At 70.1% G+C, this 20729-nt stretch carries 17 protein-coding genes; 8 read left to right on the forward strand and 9 right to left on the reverse strand.

Going from position 1 to position 20729, the window contains the following annotated elements; genetic code table 11:
- Positions 1-446 (forward strand): IS5 family transposase (locus ABIA38_RS26125; RefSeq protein ID WP_424641266.1); only part of this gene is annotated, 446 nt, incomplete at its 5' end.
- A gap of 1903 nt (positions 447-2349) precedes the next feature.
- Here the strand turns inward: ABIA38_RS26125 and ABIA38_RS26130 are convergent.
- On the reverse strand, positions 2350-2661 hold the full coding sequence (locus tag ABIA38_RS26130) for an ABC transporter permease (RefSeq protein WP_424641267.1): 312 nt from the start codon (positions 2659-2661) through the stop codon (positions 2350-2352).
- Positions 2662-2683: 22 nt separating this feature from the next.
- Here ABIA38_RS26130 and ABIA38_RS26135 point away from each other — a divergent pair, with 22 nt between their 5' ends.
- Positions 2684-3139, forward strand: coding sequence for a hypothetical protein (locus tag ABIA38_RS26135; RefSeq protein ID WP_424641268.1), 456 nt, complete (start codon positions 2684-2686; stop codon positions 3137-3139).
- Positions 3140-3603: 464 nt separating this feature from the next.
- Here the strand turns inward: ABIA38_RS26135 and ABIA38_RS26140 are convergent, their stop codons facing one another.
- The 4 genes from ABIA38_RS26140 to ABIA38_RS26155 form a co-directional block, all read right to left on the reverse strand.
- Positions 3604-4602, reverse strand: coding sequence for a peptidoglycan-binding domain-containing protein (locus ABIA38_RS26140; protein ID WP_424641269.1), 999 nt, complete (start codon positions 4600-4602; stop codon positions 3604-3606).
- Positions 4602-5078: a hypothetical protein gene (locus ABIA38_RS26145; RefSeq protein ID WP_424641270.1), complete on the reverse strand. Its 477-nt coding sequence runs from the start codon at positions 5076-5078 to the stop codon at positions 4602-4604. The genes ABIA38_RS26140 and ABIA38_RS26145 overlap by 1 nt, the downstream gene beginning before the upstream one ends.
- Positions 5079-5864: 786 nt before the next feature.
- Positions 5865-6401, reverse strand: a complete 537-nt coding sequence (locus tag ABIA38_RS26150; protein WP_424641271.1) for a hypothetical protein — start codon at positions 6399-6401, stop codon at positions 5865-5867.
- A gap of 13 nt (positions 6402-6414) precedes the next feature.
- A complete protein-coding gene (locus ABIA38_RS26155) occupies positions 6415-7617 on the reverse strand; it encodes a hypothetical protein (RefSeq protein WP_424641272.1) in 1203 nt (400 codons plus the stop codon).
- A 506-nt stretch (positions 7618-8123) separates the two neighbouring features.
- On the opposite strand from ABIA38_RS26155, the gene ABIA38_RS26160 reads away from it, so the two are divergent.
- Positions 8124-8921: a hypothetical protein gene (locus ABIA38_RS26160; RefSeq protein WP_424641273.1), complete on the forward strand. Its 798-nt coding sequence runs from the start codon at positions 8124-8126 to the stop codon at positions 8919-8921.
- A 766-nt stretch (positions 8922-9687) separates the two neighbouring features.
- On the opposite strand, the gene ABIA38_RS26165 is transcribed toward ABIA38_RS26160, so the two are convergent.
- The 3 genes from ABIA38_RS26165 to ispG all read right to left on the reverse strand — a co-directional run bounded on the left by ABIA38_RS26165 (position 9688) and on the right by ispG (position 11880).
- Positions 9688-9891, reverse strand: coding sequence for a hypothetical protein (locus ABIA38_RS26165; RefSeq protein ID WP_424641274.1), 204 nt, complete (start codon positions 9889-9891; stop codon positions 9688-9690).
- A gap of 74 nt (positions 9892-9965) precedes the next feature.
- Positions 9966-10619 carry a patatin-like phospholipase family protein gene (locus tag ABIA38_RS26170; protein WP_424641275.1) on the reverse strand — a complete coding sequence of 218 codons (654 nt, stop codon included), beginning with the start codon at positions 10617-10619 and terminating at the stop codon, positions 9966-9968.
- 103 nt (positions 10620-10722) lie between these two features.
- A complete protein-coding gene (ispG, locus tag ABIA38_RS26175; RefSeq protein WP_424641276.1) occupies positions 10723-11880 on the reverse strand; it encodes a flavodoxin-dependent (E)-4-hydroxy-3-methylbut-2-enyl-diphosphate synthase in 1158 nt (385 codons plus the stop codon).
- A 686-nt stretch (positions 11881-12566) separates the two neighbouring features.
- Here ispG and ABIA38_RS26180 point away from each other — a divergent pair.
- The 3 genes from ABIA38_RS26180 to ABIA38_RS26190 all read left to right on the forward strand — a co-directional run bounded on the left by ABIA38_RS26180 (position 12567) and on the right by ABIA38_RS26190 (position 16928).
- Positions 12567-13325: a ParA family protein gene (locus ABIA38_RS26180; protein WP_424641277.1), complete on the forward strand. Its 759-nt coding sequence runs from the start codon at positions 12567-12569 to the stop codon at positions 13323-13325.
- On the forward strand, positions 13325-14179 hold the full coding sequence (locus tag ABIA38_RS26185) for a hypothetical protein (protein WP_424641278.1): 855 nt from the start codon (positions 13325-13327) through the stop codon (positions 14177-14179). Before ABIA38_RS26180 ends, ABIA38_RS26185 begins: the two co-directional genes overlap by 1 nt.
- A gap of 499 nt (positions 14180-14678) precedes the next feature.
- On the forward strand, positions 14679-16928 hold the full coding sequence (locus ABIA38_RS26190; RefSeq protein WP_424641279.1) for a hypothetical protein: 2250 nt from the start codon (positions 14679-14681) through the stop codon (positions 16926-16928).
- A 360-nt stretch (positions 16929-17288) separates the two neighbouring features.
- Here ABIA38_RS26190 and ABIA38_RS26195 read toward each other — a convergent pair whose 3' ends face one another.
- Complete coding sequence (locus ABIA38_RS26195; RefSeq protein ID WP_424641280.1) at positions 17289-18302, reverse strand: GlxA family transcriptional regulator; 1014 nt, start codon at positions 18300-18302, stop codon at positions 17289-17291.
- Between the two features lie 139 nt (positions 18303-18441).
- Between ABIA38_RS26195 and ABIA38_RS26200 the strand changes: the two genes are divergently transcribed.
- Positions 18442-19290: a S1 family peptidase gene (locus ABIA38_RS26200; RefSeq protein ID WP_424641281.1), complete on the forward strand. Its 849-nt coding sequence runs from the start codon at positions 18442-18444 to the stop codon at positions 19288-19290.
- A gap of 343 nt (positions 19291-19633) precedes the next feature.
- Positions 19634-20614, forward strand: a complete 981-nt coding sequence (locus ABIA38_RS26205; RefSeq protein WP_424641282.1) for a GlxA family transcriptional regulator — start codon at positions 19634-19636, stop codon at positions 20612-20614.
- The last annotated feature ends 115 nt before the right edge of the window (positions 20615-20729 follow it).

Here is a 20729-nt window from a genome sequence, read left to right on the forward strand (position 1 = left end):
GTCCGAATCCTGTGGATCGGGGCAAGAGCGGGTCGAAGATCCATTTGCTGACCGAACGCACCGGTCTGCCCGTCTCGATCGGGATCTCCGGCGCCAACACCCACGACAGCCAGGCCCTGATACCGCTCGTCGAGGGCATCCCACCGATCCGCTCCCGCCGCGGACCCCGGCGTCGAAGACCCGCGAAACTCCACGGCGACAAGGCCTACGACCATCGCTTCGTCCGCGCTTACCTGCGGAAACGTCGCATCGCTCATCGCATCGCCCGACGCGGCATCGAGTCCTCCCAACGCCTGGGCCGACACAGGTGGGTCGTGGAGAGAACGGTGGCGTGGCTCAACGCCTTCCGCCGACTCCACCGCCGATACGAGGTCAAGGCCTCTCACTTCGGTGCGTTCGTCAGCATCGCCTCCGCACTCATCTGCTACCGGCGATACGCCAAATGAGACCACTTCTTAGTCCGCGCGGCCCGACGAGGGCGCGCCGGGCGCCTGCCTTGAACGGGCAGGGAAGGAGCGACTCTGCGATGGATCGAGCCGCCTGAGGACGTCGATTCGGGCTTTGACCGTCGTGAGTTGCTCGTTGGGCGGGAGTGATCGCAGTGGCGCTCAGCCATCGGGACGCGGACGCGATTCTTCCTCGGGTCGTCCGGGTCGTCCGGGTCGCCCGGGTGTTGAGGGCCGAGGAACCGCAGGTACGCCGTAAAGGCGTCGTGGCCTTGATGCATGTCGATCGACTGCACCACACCGCGGATCAACGATGTCTTCGTCTCCTGGGCGGATTTCGCCGGGGTCACGACGCTGACGACGATCAGTGATCCTTTGTGGACCATCGCCGATTGACGTGGTGGGTCTGGCCTCACCACATTGCCAAGCAGGACCGCCATCACTCCGCTGACCACGATCGGCCGCAGATCGTCCTTCCCGACGGTTTCCCACCTGGCCTTCCACGGGCCCGGCGCCGCCTATGAAGTCCTCCGGAACGTCTATGCAGGTGCGGGTCTCGCGCCGTGCGGGCTCGGCTTGCCGGTTTGGGGCAACATCCGTCTCCGGGTTGTGTGATTCTCAGGGTGAGTGGCAATCGCGTGCGAGGGGGCGAGTTTCCTCGCCTCTTCGACGCGTTGTGCGGAGAAGCCCGACGTTGCTGCGGAAGTGCTGGTCAGGTGGTATCAGGAGAGCTTCTTGCCTCAATGACCTCATTTGCATTACGAAACGGTAGCGCGGTGAAGAATGTGCAGGTCAGCAAGTGAAGTCCCCACGCGGGTGGGGGTGAACCAGCCGAGGATCAGGGGCCCAGGTTCTCTGGGTGTTTGGTGCGGCAGGGGGTGCGGCTGATTGAGCATCAAGGGCTCCCGGGGCGGATGCGGCCGACCTTGAGCGGTTTTGTCTCGGTGGTTCTGCCCATCTGTGGGGGCGATGGTGGTTGGCCCGGTGAACAACGAGAAGGTGGGGGCCAGCGTTTGCGTCGGGTGGGGGATCACGTGCTCTTCTGCACCTGTAGGGCCTTCATTGCCCGGATTTCCGTCGTCCATCGGTTCGTCAACGCTCCTCGTGCCGAGGTGGTGAGGGGCCAGGGCCCCGTGTCGGCACGGTTTGGGAGGACATTGTGGTTTCGGGGATGAGTCCGGGAGTGGACCCGTCGTTGCGGGGCTACGACGGCGAGTTCGAATGTGCAGTCGGCGGAAGGTGCCTCCCGTGGCGAGTAGTTCGCGCTTGAGGGCGTGTCGTTGCTCGGTGGCACCCTGAGTGCGCGTTGTGTGGACGCGAATTGCCCGGCGAGGTCATGATCGCTGCCGACATCGAGAGGCGCGCGAATCGCGACGACGAGGGGAAGCCGGACCTGGCCGACGTGGGATGCCGGGTTGTGTTCTGGGGTGCGATGTTCTCTGCGAGCGCGGGTTTATCGGGGTAGGCCCGGGTCCGGGTGGCGAGGTCCTGGTGAGTCTCTGGTGGACCTCCGGCCCGCCCTCGCCGTCTATGTCGAGCGACGCCTCGCCGGTCGTACGACCTTGTGGTGGACGCCGGTAGGCGAGAAGTACTTACTACCGCTGGCATTGGGCGAATACGTTCGTCGGCTGATCCGTGGCGTAAGGCCTTGGAGTTCCGTGCCGACGGTCGGGGAACCACCTTTCTTCTTCCTCTCCCGTCGCCGCGTTGCGTTGATGGGTGATTGGCCCGGGTGGTGATGACCGTCGACTTGGCGTGGTGGGTGCGCCGTCGTCGCCAATCGCCCCGTGGGTCGTCGTGCCGTGTCGCGGGAGTACGGGTGCGCGACGGGCGTTCGGTCAGCGGCGTAGGGCTTCGACCGGTTCGATTCGCGCGGCGCGCCAGGCCGGGTAGAGGCCGGTGATCAGGCCGGTGGCGAGGCCGATGAGAGGCCGATGAGTGGGGCGGCGGCGACCGTGGTGGGGTCGATGACCGGGGTCCATTGTTCGGCCGCAGCGGTGGCGACGACGGTGACGGTGCCGAGGCTGGTGCCGACGAGGCCGCCGAGTGCGGCCAACGTGGCGGATTCGGTGCGGAATTGGCTGGCGATGTGGTGGCTTCTGGCGCCGAGGGCGCGGCGGAGGCCGATTTCGACGGTGCGTTCCATGACGGTGACCAGGGTGGTGTTGGCGATCCCCACCACGCCGATGGTCAGGCAGATCCCGGCCAGGAGCACGAACAGGGCGCCCAGGTCGTCGGTGACCTTGTTGCGTAGCGAGCGCGGGTCGGGTGGGGGATCGAATTGGTTTGAACGTTTCGGGGGCGTCGGGGCGGAGCGCGTATGGGGTTTCGCCGGCGACCTGGCGGGCGGCGCCGATCTTCGTGGTGACGAGTATGCGGGTGCGGTCGGCGACATCGGGTGGTCCGTACATCCTCTCGGCGGTGGCGCGGGGGACGAGGACGGACAGGAGCAGGCCGGCTTTGCGGTCGGTGTCGACGAGGATGCCCAAGACGGTGAAGGGGGTGTCGCCGATGACGATCGCGGGTGCGGTGTCGAGGGTGGTGATGTCCAGGCGGCCAGCCATGCCTTCGCCGATCAGGGCGACGGCTTCCGCCCGCGCGTCGTGGAAGGTTTCGTAACCGCGACCGGTGGCCCAGTGCGGCCCGGCGGGCCGGAGGAGGCCGGGGGAGGCGGCGAGGACTGGGATCCGTAGGCCGGCGGAGTCGCGTCCGACGGGGGCGGCGCGGACGTTGGTGCCCGGTGGGAGCTTGACGGTCCAGTGCACACCGGCGTGTTCGACGCCGTTGAGGGCCCGGACGCGTCGGTCGGCGTTGGCGGTGAACACCAGGGGTTGGACGCCGCGTCCTGGCCGCTGGTGACCTCGGTGACCTCGGTGGTGGCGGTGAGGGCGGTGAGGGCGTTGAAGCGTCCGCGGATCTGGCGGTGGCGGTGGCGGTCAGGCCCAGGATGGCGACGAAGGTACCGACCCCCAGGACGGTTCCGAGGGCGGTCAGTACGGAACGGGCGGGGCGTTGGAGCATGCCTGCGAGGGCTTCGGCGAACAGGTCCCGCAGGCGTTGGCGGGAGGGGACCACGCGGTTCGAGGGCGCGGCGGGTTCGCGGTGGGGTTCGAGGAGTTCGTCCGGGCTCACGTGGTGGTCTCCCGGGTGGCCTCGGTCAGGGGGCCGTCACGGATGGCGACGCTCCAGCCGCCGCGCCCGCTGGTCCGGTCGGCGGGGGCGCGGATGCGCCGGGTGGGCCGGCTCGCAGGGCGTCTTGGGGCTGGGCGAGGGCGTGTTCGGTGGTGGTGATGCGGTCCTGCGCGGCCTTGAGGGTTTGGCTGTCGTCTTCGCCGGCGGTGGGCGCGTCATATCCGAGGGCCCGGTAGAACGACGCCACGGCGGCCCTGGTATCGGTGCCGAAGGCGCCGGTCTTGTGGGCGCCGGTCTTGTGGCTGAGCCCCGTGAGCGCGGTTTGGAGTTGTTCGACGTCGCGTCCCCCGCGGCCGGGTTTGAGGTCGCGGTAGACCGGGGGTCGCCGGGGAGTACGAACACCGGGCGGCCGGAGACCTCGATGAGGATCTGGCCGGCCTTGAGGACGTCGCCGGTCTTGACCCGAATGCCGGTCACCACCGGTTTGTGCCGCCAGTGTCCTTGCCGTTCGCGGCCGAGGCGCGGGGGGAGACGGCCACGGTTTGGCCGGCGGCGACCTGGCCGCGCAGGGCCATGGTGTCGGTGAGTACGCGTCTCTCCACATCGTGGTGATCATCGACGGGGCGGGCTCCTCGGCCTCGGCCGCCTTCTCGTTCGGGGACTTCACGAACCGGGCCGCGGCCGGCCCGCCGCCGGCAAGCAGGACCGCCGCGATCGTGGTGCACAGCAGCACCCACATTCGGTTGGCCGTCGCGGGCCGGCCTGCGGTCAGTCCGCAGTCGACGGGTCGGGATCGGGGCGGGCTCCGCCGCAGGCGGGTGAGGGCCCGGTGGGTCGTCGATGGTAGTCGTCCTCTCGGTGGGCGTGACGCGAACGGCCCGGGGCTCAGGAGGAGACGGGCCTGGCGGCTAGGACCCTGGCGGCGCCCCACTTGAGGGCGTCGTGGTAGTCCCTGACCTTGCGCAAGGCTTCCGCGTTCGCCGCGATGGACTGATTCTGGTGCGCCGCGTCGATGGGTGAACATCAGATTCGTTGGATGAGTCTCCTTGCGGCAGGCGGCAGGCGGCAGGCGGCATCGACCTTGGCGACCGCTATCTCCATCGAAGTCACCGATCCTGTCTCGGAGTTGCCGTCGTGGGCTGCCCAGATGTCGCCGTACCTGTAGCCGGAGCGGGCCATGCACTCGCTCCACTTGGCGGTGACCGCCTGTGCCCGGGAATCGGTCTTGACCCTCGACGCGGATTCCATCACGAGGTTCTGGACCGTGTTGAGGAACTCCACGCGAGGGACGCCGTCGATCATCTCGTCCTCGGACTCCCGCGAACACCCTCCGGTGGGGACCTTGCGCCCGTCGGAGGTCTGGGCGATCTGGCCGCTCCAGATCTGATCTCCAACTGGGTCGGGGTACGTGTGGTTCGCGGCGGCGGAGCGGTTTGGCCCGGGGCTGTGGTAGCCGTAACGTTCGGCGTGGGCGGCGAGGAAGATGCCGTACCGCCGCATAATGTGGCCCTCGGTCCGGGGCCTGCGGGCCCATGTCGGGGACAGGCCAGTCCAGCGAGCCGGAACTTGCGCATGCAGTCCGCTCCGACGAGGTAGACGGCGCGGAAGGAGTGCGGCGGCTGTGGAAGAGCCCGATCTCGCTGCGAACTTGCTGGTCGGTCGGCATTCAGGAAGCTTCTTTGCCGCAATGGCCCGATTCACATCACGAAACAGCAAAGCGCCGGAGAATACGCAGGTCAGCAAGGGACGTCCCCACGCGGGTGGGGTGAACCGAGTGAGGTCAGGGTGCCCGAGGAGGCGGCCCGGAAGTCCCCACGCGGATATGGGTAGGTCGGATACAGCCAGTAGCGTGTTGCGATGTCTGGAGATGTCCCCGCGTGCCGCACCGCCCGATACAGGGTCACGGCCGCCTCGCCTTTCCGTGCGACACCTGCACGCGGAGCCGCTCGACGGTCGGACCGATCACCCGGGCTGACGACCGGTACCGACCCGACCCGGCCCTACCCCGCCTCGACTCGACTCGAGCGGGGCGAATGCAGCGACTTCCGACTGCGGTCGCCCTGGCACCCCCCATGGGCCAGTCGACGGAAGGGACCTCGGGCGCGTTCGTGGGCGAGGCCTCGTTCTTGTGTTCGGGGGAACTCCGGTACAGCTTGCCCGTGTCCGCAAGACAGCCCCAAGTACGTCCTGCCAAATGCGTATGCCCCTTCTTCCTCGCCCACGACGATCGGCCGAGCCACCCGAGGCCGACCGGATTAGGCGAAGTCAGCGGCTGAGGCGACGGTTTCACGCATCGTCGTCGCACAGACCCGTCCGGCAGCACACCGGCAACCAGTCGGCCGCGATCTTCCGAACGCGTCGCAGGCGAGCCCTGTCGGGTTCCACCACCGTGAGGATCTCGAAGGCGGCGCCGGCGGCTCCCGGAGCCCGATTCGACATCACTTCCTTGTGGAGCAGCCAGAGACTCTGCACGGCAAGGTCTTTGCACAGTTCCGGAAGATCGAGTCCGCGTCGAGCGGATTCCGAATCCGTGCCTTCGCCCGTCACCATGCACTGGAGGAGGTCGAGGAGCCACCCGCGAGCCGTCGGCGCAACGTCGTCCGCGAGCGCCGCCAGAACGACGGATGTCACGGCAGGAGCCGGCTCCCACAGAACCACCGGAGACCAGACATGCCCTTCGAGGCTGACATGGCTTGGTTCCTGTCGGGATCCCCTATCCGCAAGTCGCAGCAAATCCCGGGCAATGTGCTCTGCCGAGTCGCCGCATCCGCACAGCATGCTCTTCCAGTCGTGCCGAGCGATCTCCGTCTCGACTGGTCGCATGCCTCCCACACCCCTAGTCCTGCCAGTAGAACAGCAGCGTTGCGACGCCGAGTGGTACACGATCGCCGAAGTAGTAGACACACAGGTCCGTGACGCGGATCGAGCCGATGGTTTCGTCGATCCAGCGGAAGCCGGCCGATTCGAGCGCCTCGTGGGCGTTGTCGTCGTCATCGTCGCAGGTGGCGAATCGTCCGAGCGTGCTGATGTAGAACCGGTTCTCCCCGCACCTGATGATGTGGTACGTCCCGTCGCCCTGCCCGCTGTCGTCGCCGCAGTGGACCGGAGGCGCCGGGTCCAGGCCCGCCGCCGCGAGCGCGGCTGACGCGCGGCGCAGTTGGCCGGATATGTCGACCTCGGCCGGCGGCTCGGTGCACACCCCCTCGAGGCGCCAGCGCGGATCGCTGTCGCGCTGGCAGACCGGCGCGTACTCGTGCACGATCGCACGGCGGATCTCCTCGTCCAGGCCGGCGACTTCGACCCTCGGGCGTCCCAACGCGTCGTCGACGGCCCGGGTCTCGGCGGTGTCCTCGGTGAGGTTGTGCAGTGCGTACGCGGCCCACACCCTCGCCTCGACGGTCGGCGCCTCGTCGAGGTAGCGGCGGAGCCGGTCGGGATCACGCAGGAGCGACTGGGCAAGGTACGCGACGGCCCGCTCGGGATCAGCGAGCGCATCCGTGACGTCCTCGCCGACGCGGGCCCGCGCGCGAACGCGGAACGCACGTTCCGCAGGGCGCGCGTCACCGAGCACGGCGAGCACGACGTCGACGCCGAGCCGGTCGACCAAGGCGTCCATGCCGGCCTCGCCGATCGCCCGCCGGTGTGCCCACGGATCGAACGCGAGCGCCGCCAACTCGCCTGCCGCCGAAAGATCGCCGCACACGGCACGGGCCTTGAGTATGGCGTCGAACACGCTGGAGTACTCCGCGCCCCGGTCCTCGTGGCGGAGCCAGGGCACAAGTTCGGCCCGGCCTCCGAGCAGGTCCAGGAGCGCGATGCGTACCTCGCCCGTGTCGCCGGTGTCCCGAATGCGCGAGAGCAACGCGCCGACCCACGGCTCCGGTACCCGGCCGGCCAGCGCGTGGACGCAGTGCCGGCGCCGCCACCACGCGTGCGCCGGATCCGCGGCGTAGCGCGCGAGCGCGTCCGCGTCGTACGCACGCAGCCGGTCCAAGTCGCAAGCCCCTGTGTCCGGGAGCAACTTGTCGATGCGTCGCATTGGTTGAGCCTACGATGCCGATGACCTGACCCGGGGTGCGGGAGACGGTGTCCGTTTGCGCGCGACGCGACCGTCGGCGGCGAAGTCGGTGGCGCCGACTGCGGCGAGGAGCGACATGGCTGGTCGAAGGACTTGAGATCCGTGCATGAGCCCATATCCGCGACCCGGCACGATAACGTGCTGGTCGGATGGCATTCAGGAAGCTTCTTTGCCGCAATGGCCCGATTTACATTACGAAACAGCAAAGCCCTGGAGAATACGCAGGTCAGCAAGGGAAGTCCCCACGCGGGTGGGGGTGAGCCGTACCGCACCCACCCGGGTTCCTCGCCCACCACGAAGTTCCACGCCGGTGGGGATAGTTCCGCGTTCGCTGCGTGATGCCATGGTTCGCTGGCTGTGGTCGGCCCGGCCGGTTTCGTTGGGGGGACTGCCGGTTCGGCCCCGTCTCTTCTCTCGGCCATGCCTCGAGGTGGCCGGTGTCGGATGTTCGTGGGATGTTGGCGCGTATGTCTCTCGCCGATCTGAGTCTTCAACGGTGGCGGTTGTTCGATCTGCCCGCCGCGCGTCGGGTTGCCCGGGAGGCGGCGGGGCTGGTGGGTGGGCGGGTGGTTGGTGTCGAGACCGTTGAGCACCTCGGTGCCCCGCTGCATCGCGTTCGGATCGAGCGGGATGGGCGGGAATTTGCGCTGATACCCGGGGGCACGGTGACGCTTGGGTTCGACCTCGACGCTTGGCGGCCGACGGCGGAGCAGAGTGCCGACTACGCCGGGAGTCTGGACGAGGGATTTGGCTACGGCTCCGATTTGCGGGCTCATCTCGCGCAGGTGCTCAGTCCCCGCCGGAGTGTCGCCTTGGCGACGGTGCTGATGACTGTGGAGGACGAGAATCTGATCGCGCCGCCCGGCGAGATGGCGCAGGTGCTTGCGGCGCGTGGCCTGCGGATGCCGAGTTCCGACGAGTGGGAGCACGCCTGCGGAGTGGGCGCGGACACCTTGTTTCGGTGGGGTGACGAATGTCCCCTCGACCGTGTTCCGTACGACGACCTCACAGGGCCGCAGCACGGGTTGAACGCCTTGGGCTTGCGGATTGGCTACGACACCTATTGCACGGAGCTGACGAGCGATGCCACGTCTGTGCACGGTGGGGACGGCGGGGAGTCGACCTGCGGCGGCTACGGTCACCTGCTTGCCTGGCTGCCACTGGCCACCACCAACCGCAACCCCTTCACGGCCGAGTTCGTGTACGGCCCGGATGGGGAGGACATGTTCGAGGAATTCTCCACCCGGCCCGTGCTTGTGCTCTGATCCCGCGACGCGGATGGGCAGCGGATGGACTTGGGATGGCCTCCTTGGCGATCCGGGCCGTCCTGCGGTGATGCCGTGGAGGGCCGGATCGAGGCGGAGAGCGGCTACTGGCGCGACGCAACTCGTCTGTCGGGCCGGGTATTTCTGGTTGTTTGGCCTCGGGGCGTCCTCGAGGGAGACCTCGAGGGCGATCTTGAGGCCGATCTTGAGGGTGATGTCGATTGTGGTGGCAAGGTCGGCGAGCGGGCCGGGATAGGCGGAGTCGGCTCGGGCGATGACGATGCTCGGGTGGGTCAGTTGCGGTCGCCGGAGGATGTCGCGGGTTGCGTCGGCGTCGCGGATGTGCGTGCGGGTGGCCGGCAGGGTGACCACCCCCCACCGGGAGGCCGCGACGCCGAGCCGGTTTGGTTCCGGTCCTCGACAACCGACGCGACCGCGACTGCGACCGCGAGCGACGTCGACCGCTATTGGTGGTCTTGCCTGCGGCGATTCGGCCTCGAACACACCTTCCGCCAGAGGCGTGCGGACCCTCATGTAAACCCGCTCGGCCCGGCGGGGGTTCAGCCACGCAGATCCGCCCGACCCGTACGCGGGCCGGCAGGCCCGCCGGCCCGCGTACCCAACCCGGCATCGCCGGACCAAGCCGGCCACCCGGCTCCGGAACCGCCGCCCGGCAGCCCACTGCTACGACGTCGGCAAGGCCATCGAACGCGAACGCACCCTCACTCGCCGCCGTCCCCACACACGTGCAGGCCGAAGGATCGGTTCAGGCCTCCAGCCACATCCTTCGGATGGTGGGGGCCAAGGTGCGGCCCTGGGCGTAGCCGGATTGGGCTGCGGGGGTGCGGGTTTCGGGGGACAGGGGGCCTTCGCCGAAGGCGGTGGTGGAGGCTTCGTTGGGGGTGATTACCTCGATTCGGGTCGGGCCGGTCGGGCGGGTGTGCGAATCGTCGGGGGTCGGGTCCGACATGGGGCCAGGACCAGTACGCGGTCGTGGTCGGCGGCCAGGTCGGCGTTGTTGGCGGAGCGGATGCCGCCGTCGACCTAACGGGCGTCGCCGATCGTGACCGGCGGCCAGATGCCCGGTACGGCGCAGCTCGCGGCGACTGCGTCGATCAGGTCGACCCCGGATTCCTTGGCGAAGACGCGAGGTTCGCCCGTGTTCGCGTCCACCGCGACCACCAGGAGTCGGCGATCCGGCCAGGTGTGCGCCGGTAGCCTGCCCTCGATCACCGCGCGGCGGGCGGCCTCGGGTACGGTCGGCGCGGCGAGCGCCATCTCGCCCACCCGGCGCCGGAGTTCGGTCGGGTCCTGGACCTCGGCCATCAGCTTGCCCCAGACCTCCATCAGCTCCTGGACGCTCATCCCGGTCGGCGTGAGTTCCTCGTTCTGCAGCGCCGGGTCCACCTGCCGCTCGAACAGCGCCGCGATCGGCAGTCCGCTCGCCACCTGCGCGGCCACCGTCGACCCGGCCGACGTGCCCAGCAGCAGGTCGGCATCGGTCACGTCCACGCCCTCGGCCGCCAACCCCGCCAGGACACCCGTCTCCCACGCGATCCCGGCCAACCCGCCACCGCCCAGCACCAACGCCCGCTTGCCCGCCATCCCGGCCTCCCATACCGACCCGTTCACGTTCGTGTTCACGTCCACGTCCACGTCCACGTCCACGCCCATGCCCACGTTCGTGTTCGTGCTCATGTATGCGTACGTATACGCCTGTGCGTGGGCGTAGGCGTATGCGTGCGCATGGAAAACCTATCTCCGGAGGCGCGGGCGGCGGGAACGGGGTGGGTGAGCCAGGTCAGGATGGCGGTGTCGGTGTCGGTGTCGATGGTGGCGTCGAGGTCGAGTCCGTGAGAGCCAATGCCTCCTCGAGGAGGGCTTCGACGATTTTGGCTTCGGGGACGGTTTTGACCACCTGGCCGCGGACGAAGATCTGGCCCTTGCCGTTGCCGGAGGAGACGCCGATGTCGGCCTCGCGGGATTCGCCCGGGCCGTTGACGACGCAGCCCATCACCGCGATGCGGAGCGGGGTCGGGAAACCCTCGAAGGCGGCCTCGACGCGGCGGGCCAGGCGGTGGATGTCGACCTGGAGTCGGCCGCAGCCCGGGCAGGAGACGATTTCCAGGCGACGCGGACGCAGGCCCAGGGATTGCAGGATGTGGCAGCCCGCCTTGACCTGTTCGACCGGGGACTCGGACAGCGATACCCGGATCGTGTCGCCGATGCCCTCCGCGAGCAGGATCCCGAACGCGACCGCCGACTTGATCGAGCCCTGGAGGCTGGGCCCGGCCTCGGTCACCCCCAGGTGCAGCGGATAGTCGCAGCGCGCGGCGAGCAGCCGGTAGGCGGCGATCACCGTGCGCGGATCGTGGTGCTTGACCGCGATCTTGAGGTCGCGGAAGCCGTGTTCCTCGAACAACGAGCACTCCCACAGCGCCGATTCGACCAGCGCCGAGGGAGCCGCGTGACCGCCGTGCCGGGCCAGTACGCGCGGGTCGAGCGAACCGGCGTTGACCCCGATCCGGATCGGTACGCCCGCCGCGCCGGCCGCGTCGGCGATCTCGCGTACCTTGTCGTCGAAGCTGCGGATGTTGCCCGGGTTCACCCGTACCGCCGCGCAGCCCGCGTCGATCGCCTGGAAGACGTAGCGCGGTTGGAAGTGGATGTCCGCGATCACCGGAATCGGCGATCGGGCGGCGATCGCCGGTAACGCGTCGGCGTCGTCCCGGGACGGCACCGCGACCCGGACGATGTCGCAGCCGGCGGCGGTGACTTCGGCGATCTGCTGCAGGGTGGCGTCGACGTCGGCGGTCGGGGTGGTGGTCATCGTCTGCACGGTGATCGGCGCACCGTCGCCCACCGGGACCGCGCCGACGTCGATCCGTCGGGAGTGGCGCCGGATCGGGACGGTCGCGGGAACCGGAACCTTGGGCAGGCCGAGGTCGATAGCGGTCATACGGGTGCCTCCTGGGCGGATGGGTGCGTCCGGCGCGACCATGCAGCGGCGGCCGGGCGGTGCGGCCGGTGCGGCCGATGCGGCCGATGCGGCCGGTCGGGTCCCGAGAATGTGGGCATGTTCCTCCCGGGTTGGGTGACGCGGGGTGAGGCGGGGCAGCACGGGGCGACACGGGGCGACACGGGGCGACATAGGGTTGGATAGGACGGGATGGGATGGACGGCGGCCATGGGGTGGCGTGACGTGCGAAGTACCGATGTACAGAAGGCAGTTTTCCCGACCATCACACCGGTCCATAAGGCGTGAAACGTGAGTTGGTGACGCATCGATGATCACTTCGGTACGCGGGGGGCGTGGGTGCCGGGGAGGGCGCGATCCCATGCGCGGGGCGGGGGCCGTGCGCGCCGGTGCGTGCGCCTTCGGGGCGGCGGGCTGAGCGATACGGGATGAACGGGTATGCGTGATCAGCACGGGCCCCCGCCGACGTCCCATCGCCGATGTCGCCGCGGTGTGGCCGATGTTGCCGACATGTCCGAAAGTCATGATCGACACCGACTCGGGTGAATTCGCCGATGTGGTCGAGATCGCGGAGTGTCGTCCGTCCCGAATGGGGGTTGCCCGGTGGGCCTCTGGCATGCTGGGCGATGTCCGAGTACCCGTGACGGGGAAGCCAACGGAGGTCCCAGATGAGCTCTGCCCGCAGGTCGGCGGCACCGTCGAGAGCCAAGGTCGTCGTCGTCATCAACCGCAAGGGCGGCGTCGGGAAGAGCACGATCGCGGTGAATCTGGCCGCCGTCGAGGGCCAGAACTTCACCCCCACCGGGCCGTTCGATCCCGACGCCGACGCACCCGTGGTCGCCTGCGGCATCGACCCGCAGGGGTCGATGGAGGACTGGGCGGACCGGGTTCCCGAGGAACATCTCCCGTTCGACTACATGTCCACCAAGGGCAAGCCCGGCATGCTCGCCGAGTTGAAGGCCGATCCGGCGGTGGCCCGGATCATCGTGGACAGCCCCGGCTTCATGGACACCGACCCCGAGGCCGAACTGGCCACCGACCCGCTGGGCCACGGCGCGGCGGCGGACGCGCTGCGTGACATGCTCGAGGTCGCGGACCTGGCGGTGGTACCGATCACGCCCGAGTTCATGAGCTGGTCGCCGAGCGAGTACACGATCGAACGGGTGCTCAAGCCGCGCGGGATCCCCTACATCGCGGTGGTGAACCTGTGGGATCCGCGCGATGGCGAGACCGACCGTGCACGGGTCGAGGCCTGGATAGACGAACGTGGCTATCCGCGGGCCCGGGAGCCGATTCGCAAGTACAAGATCCACGCCCATGCGGCGGAGGGTGGGCTCGTGGTCACCCAATACAAGGAGAGCGGAACCGCGTTGCGTGCCCGTGAGGACTTCTACAAGCTCGCCCTCGCGATCGAGCAGGCGATCTGATGGGTCGTCAACGTACTCCCCGGGTGGCGGCCGAGCCGCGTCGACTGCGTACCGCCGCCGACATGGCGAAGGAACTGCCGGCGCCGTTTCGGCCGCTGAGCGACAGTCCGGTACTGATCGACGACGAGCAGCGGCAACTGGCCGCGTGCGAGGCGGCGATCGAGACGTTGCGGGTGGCGTTCTGGGCGGCGGGCAAGGCGTTGCAGATCGTCCGGGACGCGCGGCTGTACCGGACGCGCTACGAGAGCTTCGAGGACTACTGCCTCGACCGCTGGGACATGCAACGGCGGTACGCGGACCGGCTGATCCAGGCCTGGCCGATCGCCGAGGCGTTGAGTCCAATTGGACTCAAGGCGGTGAACGAGGCGCAGGTGCGTGAACTGGTCCCGCTCGCGGGGCGGTACGGGAACGACGCCGCCGTGACGGTGTATCGCACGGTGGCCGAGGCCGAGGCCGTGCCGATGACCGCGGCGGTGCTGCGGGGGGCGGTCGCCGCGATCGGGGACGCATTCTCCCCCGCGGCGGCGGTGGAGCAGGTACGGCAATACCTCGACTCGCTGGGCATCGAGCCGGACGAGGTGGAGGGTGATCGGGCGGTCGACCGGACGGTGGATCGGACGGTGGGCCGGGTGGTGGACTACACCGCGAAGGCGGCGGACACGATTCCGCGCCGGTGGTTGACCTCGCTGGCTCGGCAGGACCGGGCGGCGGCGGTGGCGTACCTCGACGAACTCGAGCGGCAAGTTGCCCAGGCACGGCGGGAGTTGGCCGAGGCGGACGCGGGCGGGATGGACTCCGGTGGGGTGCCGGGGGCGCGGTCGGGGGACGGGGCTGGGGACGTGCTGCGGGGGTAGACGGCAGCGGGTCGCGCGGCGGGGCGGGTTGCGGCTCGGGGGTGGGATCGGGGGGGTGGGATCGGGCTCGGACCGGGTTCGGATTCGCGTTTGGATTCGCGTTTGGATTCGCGGTCGGGATCGGGCCAGGCCCGGTCTCGATGAGTCCAATTGGACTCGGTCGGCGGGCTGTTGCGCGCTTGGTCAGGCCTACGCACGGATCACGCGTACCCGACCGGTCGTCGAACCGCACCACCTTCACTCACCCTCGGCGATCGAGCGACCCACCGACCCACCGACCCACCGACCGAGCGAGCGAGCGAGCAGCCGACCGGCCGACCAACCCACCGGCCACTGCCGGCCGAGGACACGTCTGCCGGCGCGCGTAGGCTCCCCCACGGCCGAAGCCGGCTTCGCCCACTGCGAGCCGGACGTACGTACCGTGCCCGCGCACGGAAAAACGAGCACTTCCCGAATCGGACCCGCGCTTCGCGCGCGGGACGAAGGAGTTGTCGTACACATGCTGGACCTCGCGCGCTGGGACTGGTCCCGTGACTGGCCATATCCGGCCGGAGCCCTGGTCGTACTCGCGTCGGCCGTCCTGATCGAACGTGCCCGGCGCCGTGCGGTCGCCGAGCGGGCGCGGGTCGCCGCGCTCCCGGAGGCGGCCCGGCAGGCGCTGGAGAGCGACCGGGCCGCGACCCGGGACCGGCGTGGGCGGCGGGTCGAAGACCTGCTCACGGCGGCGGTCGCGGCAGCCGCAGCCGGCCTCTCGGCGGCCCAACTCGGCAAATTCGGTCGGGACGTCATGGGCCTGTCCGGGCCGTGGGCGTATCTGCCCTTCGTTGCCCTGGACTTCGCCGCCGTGGTGTGTGCGCTACGGGCTCGGCGGCGGGCGGCGCGCGGCGCGGCGGCGGGTCTGTCGGGCGCGCTGGTGTGGGTACTGGCGTTGTTGTCCGCGTCGATGTCGGCCAGCGAGGGGACGAACGTCGGCGAGGCGTTCGCGCTCGGCATCTGGGCGCCGATCGCCGCCGTGTTGTGGGAGCTGGGCCTGGCCGAGGAACGGCACGCCCGTACCGCCCGCGCCGATCGCCGGGTCGGCTGGATCCGTTGGCTGCACCCCGTCGAGCGGGTCCTGGTCCTGGCCGAACTGGCCAGTGACGAACACCTGGGCGCCGCCGAGGCCACGGAACGTGTCCGCGAACGCCGCGCCGCACGTGCGCTGTACCGGCTTCGCCAGGCCACCGAGGCCAGGGCCGCGCGGGCCGCCTCGGCGCGCCCGAAGCGTGGCAGCGACCGCCGATACCGCCGCGCCGAGGCCCTCGCCCAACGTACCGCCGCCCGAGTCCGCCTGGCCGACGCGGAGGTGGAGGCCGCCGTGCTTCCTCAGCTCCGAGTCCTGGTGAACGTAAGCCACTTGGCCAACATGACCTGGCCCACGCCCATGCCCATGCCTACCGGCGAACAGGGCAGACCACATCCCGACACCGCCACACTGGCCGAGCCCGGCGTCCCCCGGGCAATCCCGGCCCCGGCGGGTACACCCGATCCCACCGGTTCCGCAGGGGCCGCCAACTTTCCGCCGAGCCCCGACCCGACCGGCCACACCGCAGCCGCCGACTCGCGCCTGAGCCCGACGGGGACGCCAGAGACGACGAGCCCGACGAGCCCGACGAGCCCGACGGGACCCGACATCCCGCAACCGACCTCGGCACCGGCCCCCGAGGCAACCGGCATCCTCGGGACGGCCCACCGCGGCCCGCACCCGACCCGACTCCCCGCACCCGCCCCCGCGCACCCCGCAGCGGCGATCGCCACCCCTGCTCCCGTCCCCACAGACGCCCACCCACACCCACAACCACAGCCGCCCGCTGCGGCGTACACACACCACGAGCCCACGCGCGCCGCGCCGCACACGCCGACCCACCCCCCGGAAGCGGCCGAGGTAGCGGCCGAGGTGTGGCCGAGTCGAACCAACCCGACCCACGACCCAACCCACAACCCGACCCACAGCCCGACTCACGCCGCGCCTACACCGCCTACACCCCCGCCGCCGGCGGCAGGGACCTCGCGCCGAGCCGAGCCGACCGAGCCACCGAGAACCGCCGCCGCACACCGGGCCCCCGAGCCCACGCCCCCGAGCACGCCGGACACCGACGGACAACCGCCCACCGGACCCGCCACATCGCCCGCCGGCACCAACGGCCCGCACAACCCCGCCGTCCCGGCGCCAGGCATCATCCGCCCACGCACCGAGTCGGACGCCCTGTCACCATCGGTCGGCGACGCCCACCACCACGCAACGTCCCTCGTATCGCCGGACCTTGCACAACTCCACCACCGACCGCCCGCCGCAGCACCCACCGGCCCCAACGCCGCCCCGGTACCCGAGGCCCACCCCGAAGCATCACCACCCCCCACCCCACCAGGCAACACCCCCGCCCTCGCCCCCACTACCGACCCGACCTCCCGCAATCCGGTTCCCGAGCAACCGCCCGTACTCCCCGACCCACCCGCCGACTACGAGATCCCCTACCAGGGCCGGGTCGTCGACGGCGCCGCCCTCACCGCCGCCGCCCGCCGCGACCACCGCATCCTGAGCCTGGTCGCCCTGCTTGCCGACGAAACCGACCTGACCGCCGCCGAGGTAGGCCGCCGCCTCGGCGCCGGCGAACGTTCCGCCGAACGCCTCCTCCACTTGGCCCACGAAGAACTCGCCGCCCGCAGAGCCCACGCCAACAACCCCGAACTCACCGACGCCGGCCTCTGACCCGCACACCCGGGAATCTCGGGAAACCCGGAAACCCGGAAACCCGGAAACCCGGAAACCCGGAAACCCGGAAACCCGGAAACCCGGAAACCCGGGAAGCCGGAAACCCGGGAAGCCGGGAAGCCGGGGAAGCCGGGGAAGCCAGGGAAGCCAAGGCGCGGCCCTCGACCACCGCCCCATTCCGCAGCGTCGGCAGCAGGCCGTACGGTCCGTGCCTGGGGGAGTCGGGCGCGCGCTCCCGCCTCCGCGCACGTCGGCACCTGGGCAAGGCTGCCGGACTCGGTCGACCGGTCTCGCAACCAACATGTGAAACGCATCGGGCGCACAAAGCGGGTCCTTGATAGTCGGCCACGGCGTGCCCTATGGCCGCCCCGAGCCGGGTTCCGGTGTGCCGGTCAGGTTGGCGACCAGGGTGCGGAAGGCTGTGCGGTATGTGGTCGGGGTGGTGCCGGTTTGGCGTTGGAAGTGGTGGCGGAGGTTGGCGGGGGTGCCGAGGCCGGTTTGGGCGGCGATGCGTTCGACCGGGTCCTCGGTGCGTTCCAGGAGCCATTGGGTTCGTTGGACGCGGGTGCGGAGCAGGTATTGCAGTGGGGTGAGGCCCGTCTCCGTGTGGAAGCGGCGGGTCAGGCTGCGGATGCCGAGGTTCGCGTGGGTGGCGATGTCGTTGAGGGTGAGCGGTTCGTGCAGGTTGGCCGCCATCCATCGGGTGGTCGGTTCGATGCTGCTGCCGGCGGGCGTGAAGGCGGAGTAGGTCGCGTTCGGCTCGGCGCCGGCGCCCGTGCCGGCGTCGGCGGGGGCGTGCAGTTGGAGGAAGAGTTGCCGTTCGGTTTCGATGGCCACCGGTACGCCGTGGTCCAACGTGATCAGCTCGAGGCACACGTCCACGCCGCCCAGGACGCCCGCGCCGCTGTGGAAGAGGCCGTCCGCGACCACCGTGCCCAGCGGGTCGACCTCGATCCGCGGGTGGCGGCGGGCGAGTTCGGCGGTTTCGCGGCGGCCGGTCGCGGCGCGGCGGCCGTCGAGCAGGCCGGTCGCCGCGAGGGTGAACGTCCCCGTACCGACCGCGCCGATTCGGCACCCCCGCGCGGCGGCGGCCCGAAGTGCCGCGACCACCTCCGGCGCGGGTTCGTCGCGAAAGCCCTCGTGGCCCGGCACCAATACCGTGTCGGCGTCGTCGAGCCCCTCCAGGCCCCACGGCGTCTCGATCCGGAACGCCCCTGGATCGCCCGTACCGGTGAACCCCGGCGCGGTACAGATCCGCAGGTCGTAGGCGACCCGGGGGTGATGCCGGGCGGCGGTGGCGAAGGTGAGACCGGGGGCGGTGAGTTGATGTCCGGGGACCCCGTCGAGGGCGAGGACGGCGATCACTGACATGTCCAGAATCTAGCCGAGGATGACATCGAGGCAGCTGTTTTCGGTTGGTTCCGGCACAGAGGATGACAGATACGCAGACGGACGCGGGGGACGTCCGGCTCGCGTACACCCCCTGCCACCAGCCTCGAAAGGTCACCACATGCCCCACTCGAATTCTCGGTCCACCCTCCTCGAAGCCCGCCCCGCGTGGCGCCGGCGCGGCCTGCTCGCCAAGTCCTTGGCGGCGGTCGGCGCGGCGGTCGTACTCGGCGCCACGGTTTCGGCCGGCAGCGCGAGCGCCATCGTCAACGGGCACGACTCGACGCAGCGATACCCGTTCATGGCGTCGATCCCGATCAAGGCGGGCGACATCGAGGCCGGGTGCGGGGCGACGCTGATCGATCGGCAGTGGGTACTCACCGCGGCGCACTGCGTCGACCCCAACCTGCCGATCACCCTGCCCGGGCAGGTGCGGATCGGCAGCGCGAACCGGACCAGCGGCGGCACCGTACGCAACATCGACAAGATCGTGATCCACCCGAAGTACGCGCAGGCCAGCCCCAAGCCCAACGAGAACGACCTCGCGCTGATCCGGCTCGACCGCCCGGTCTCCCAACAGCCGATCCGCATCGCCAAGCAGGCGGGCCCGGCCGGCACGCCCACCCGGATCCTCGGCTTCGGCACCACCCGGGACACGACCGACATCGAGAAGGCGGTGTTCCCGAAGCGGCTCCAGGAGTTGGACACCCGCCGCGGCACCGAGGCCGAGTGCGCCGGCCGCGCCGGCGCGACCCGGCTGTGTACGGTCAGCCTGACACCGGGCGCGATGGGCTGCGTCGGCGACTCCGGCGGCCCGCAGCTCCAGCGGACGAAGGCTGGCCGCTGGGAGTTGGTCGGTACCACGTCCGGAGATGGCGACTGGGATCCCGCCTGCGCGACCGGCCCGGGCCTGTACACCAACGTGACCGTATACAAGGACTGGATCAAGCAGACGCTCCACAAGAACTGACTCGCCGGAAAGTCACCAGCACGAACTGACTCGCCGGCAAGAGCTGACTCGCCGGCAAGAGCTGACTCGCTGGCAAGAGCTGACTCGCTGGCACGAACTGATTCGCCGGCACGAACTGATTCGCCGGCAAGAACTGACCCGCCCGCGAGAACTGACTCGCTCGCACCCGCAAAGGGCACGCTCACCCGCCCCGCGTCGACACCCCGGCGCGGGGCGGGTGGGGCGATCCGGGGGCCGCCCGGGGGCGATCCGGGTGCGGTCCGGGTTCCGCCCAGGGTGCGGTCCGGGAGTCGGCCCGGGGCGGCGTCACCATCGCCCGACGACCCGGCGCTAGATTCCAACCATGTCAGTGATCGCCGTCCTGGCCCTCGACGGGATCCCGGGCCATCAACTCACCACCCCCGCCCTGGTGTTCGGCACGGCCAGCCGCGACCACCCGGACGTGGCATACGAAATCAGGCTCTGCGCACCCCCCGGCCCGCACCTCACCGGCGCCCCGGCCCCGCTGCGGATCACCACTCCGTACGACCTCGCCGGCCTCGCCGACGCCGACGTAGTACTGATCCCCGGACACGACCACCCTCGCGCCGCGCCGGCTCCCGGCGTACTCGCCGCGCTCGACGCGGCGGCGGCCCGAGGCAGCCGGCTCGCCGCCGTCGGTACCGGGACGTTCACCCTCGCCGCGACCGGACTCCTCGACGGCCGGCGGGCCACGACGGCCTGGCGGCACATCGAGGAACTGGCCGAACTCCACCCCCGGATCGACGTGGACCCGCTCGGCACGGTCGTCGAGGACGGCCCGTTCCTGACCGCGGCCGGCGTCTTCGGCGGAATGGACCTGTGCCTGTACCTCCTCGGCCTGGACCACGGCCGCCTGGTCGCCGACCGGACGTCCCGCGAACTCATCACGCCCCTGCACGACTACGCGGACGACGTACAAAAGACGATCGACGACGAACTCACCGAAAGCACCGGTCTCGAACCCACCCTGCGCTGGCTGGAGAGCAACCTCCACCAACCGCTCACCCTCCGCGACCTCGCCGCCCACGCGCGAACCAGCGTCAGCAGCCTCACCCGCCGCTTCCAGGCCCACACCGGGATGAGCCCCCTCCAGTACCTCCTCCGCGTCCGCCTCGAGGAAGCCCAGCGCCTCCTGATCGAAACCGGCACACCCATCGAACACATCGCCGCCCGAACCGGCTTCACCTCCCCGGCGGCCCTCCGCCGCCACTTCCACACCCTCACCGGCACGACGCCCCGCGCCTACCGCCAAACCCACCAACCCGAAGCGCCCACGCCCCGACCCCGTCAGGACCCGGCGTAGCGGCGTCCCAGGTCGACGACTCGGCCGACTCGGCCGACTCGGCCGAGCCGACCGGCTGCCCGCCCGCCCCGTCGAAGGCTCTGGTTTCCCCAACCCGGCTGTGGCACGATCCGTC

Source organism: Embleya sp. AB8 (genome assembly GCF_049739465.1).
In the GTDB taxonomy this organism is placed as follows: Bacteria; Actinomycetota; Actinomycetes; order Streptomycetales; family Streptomycetaceae; genus Embleya.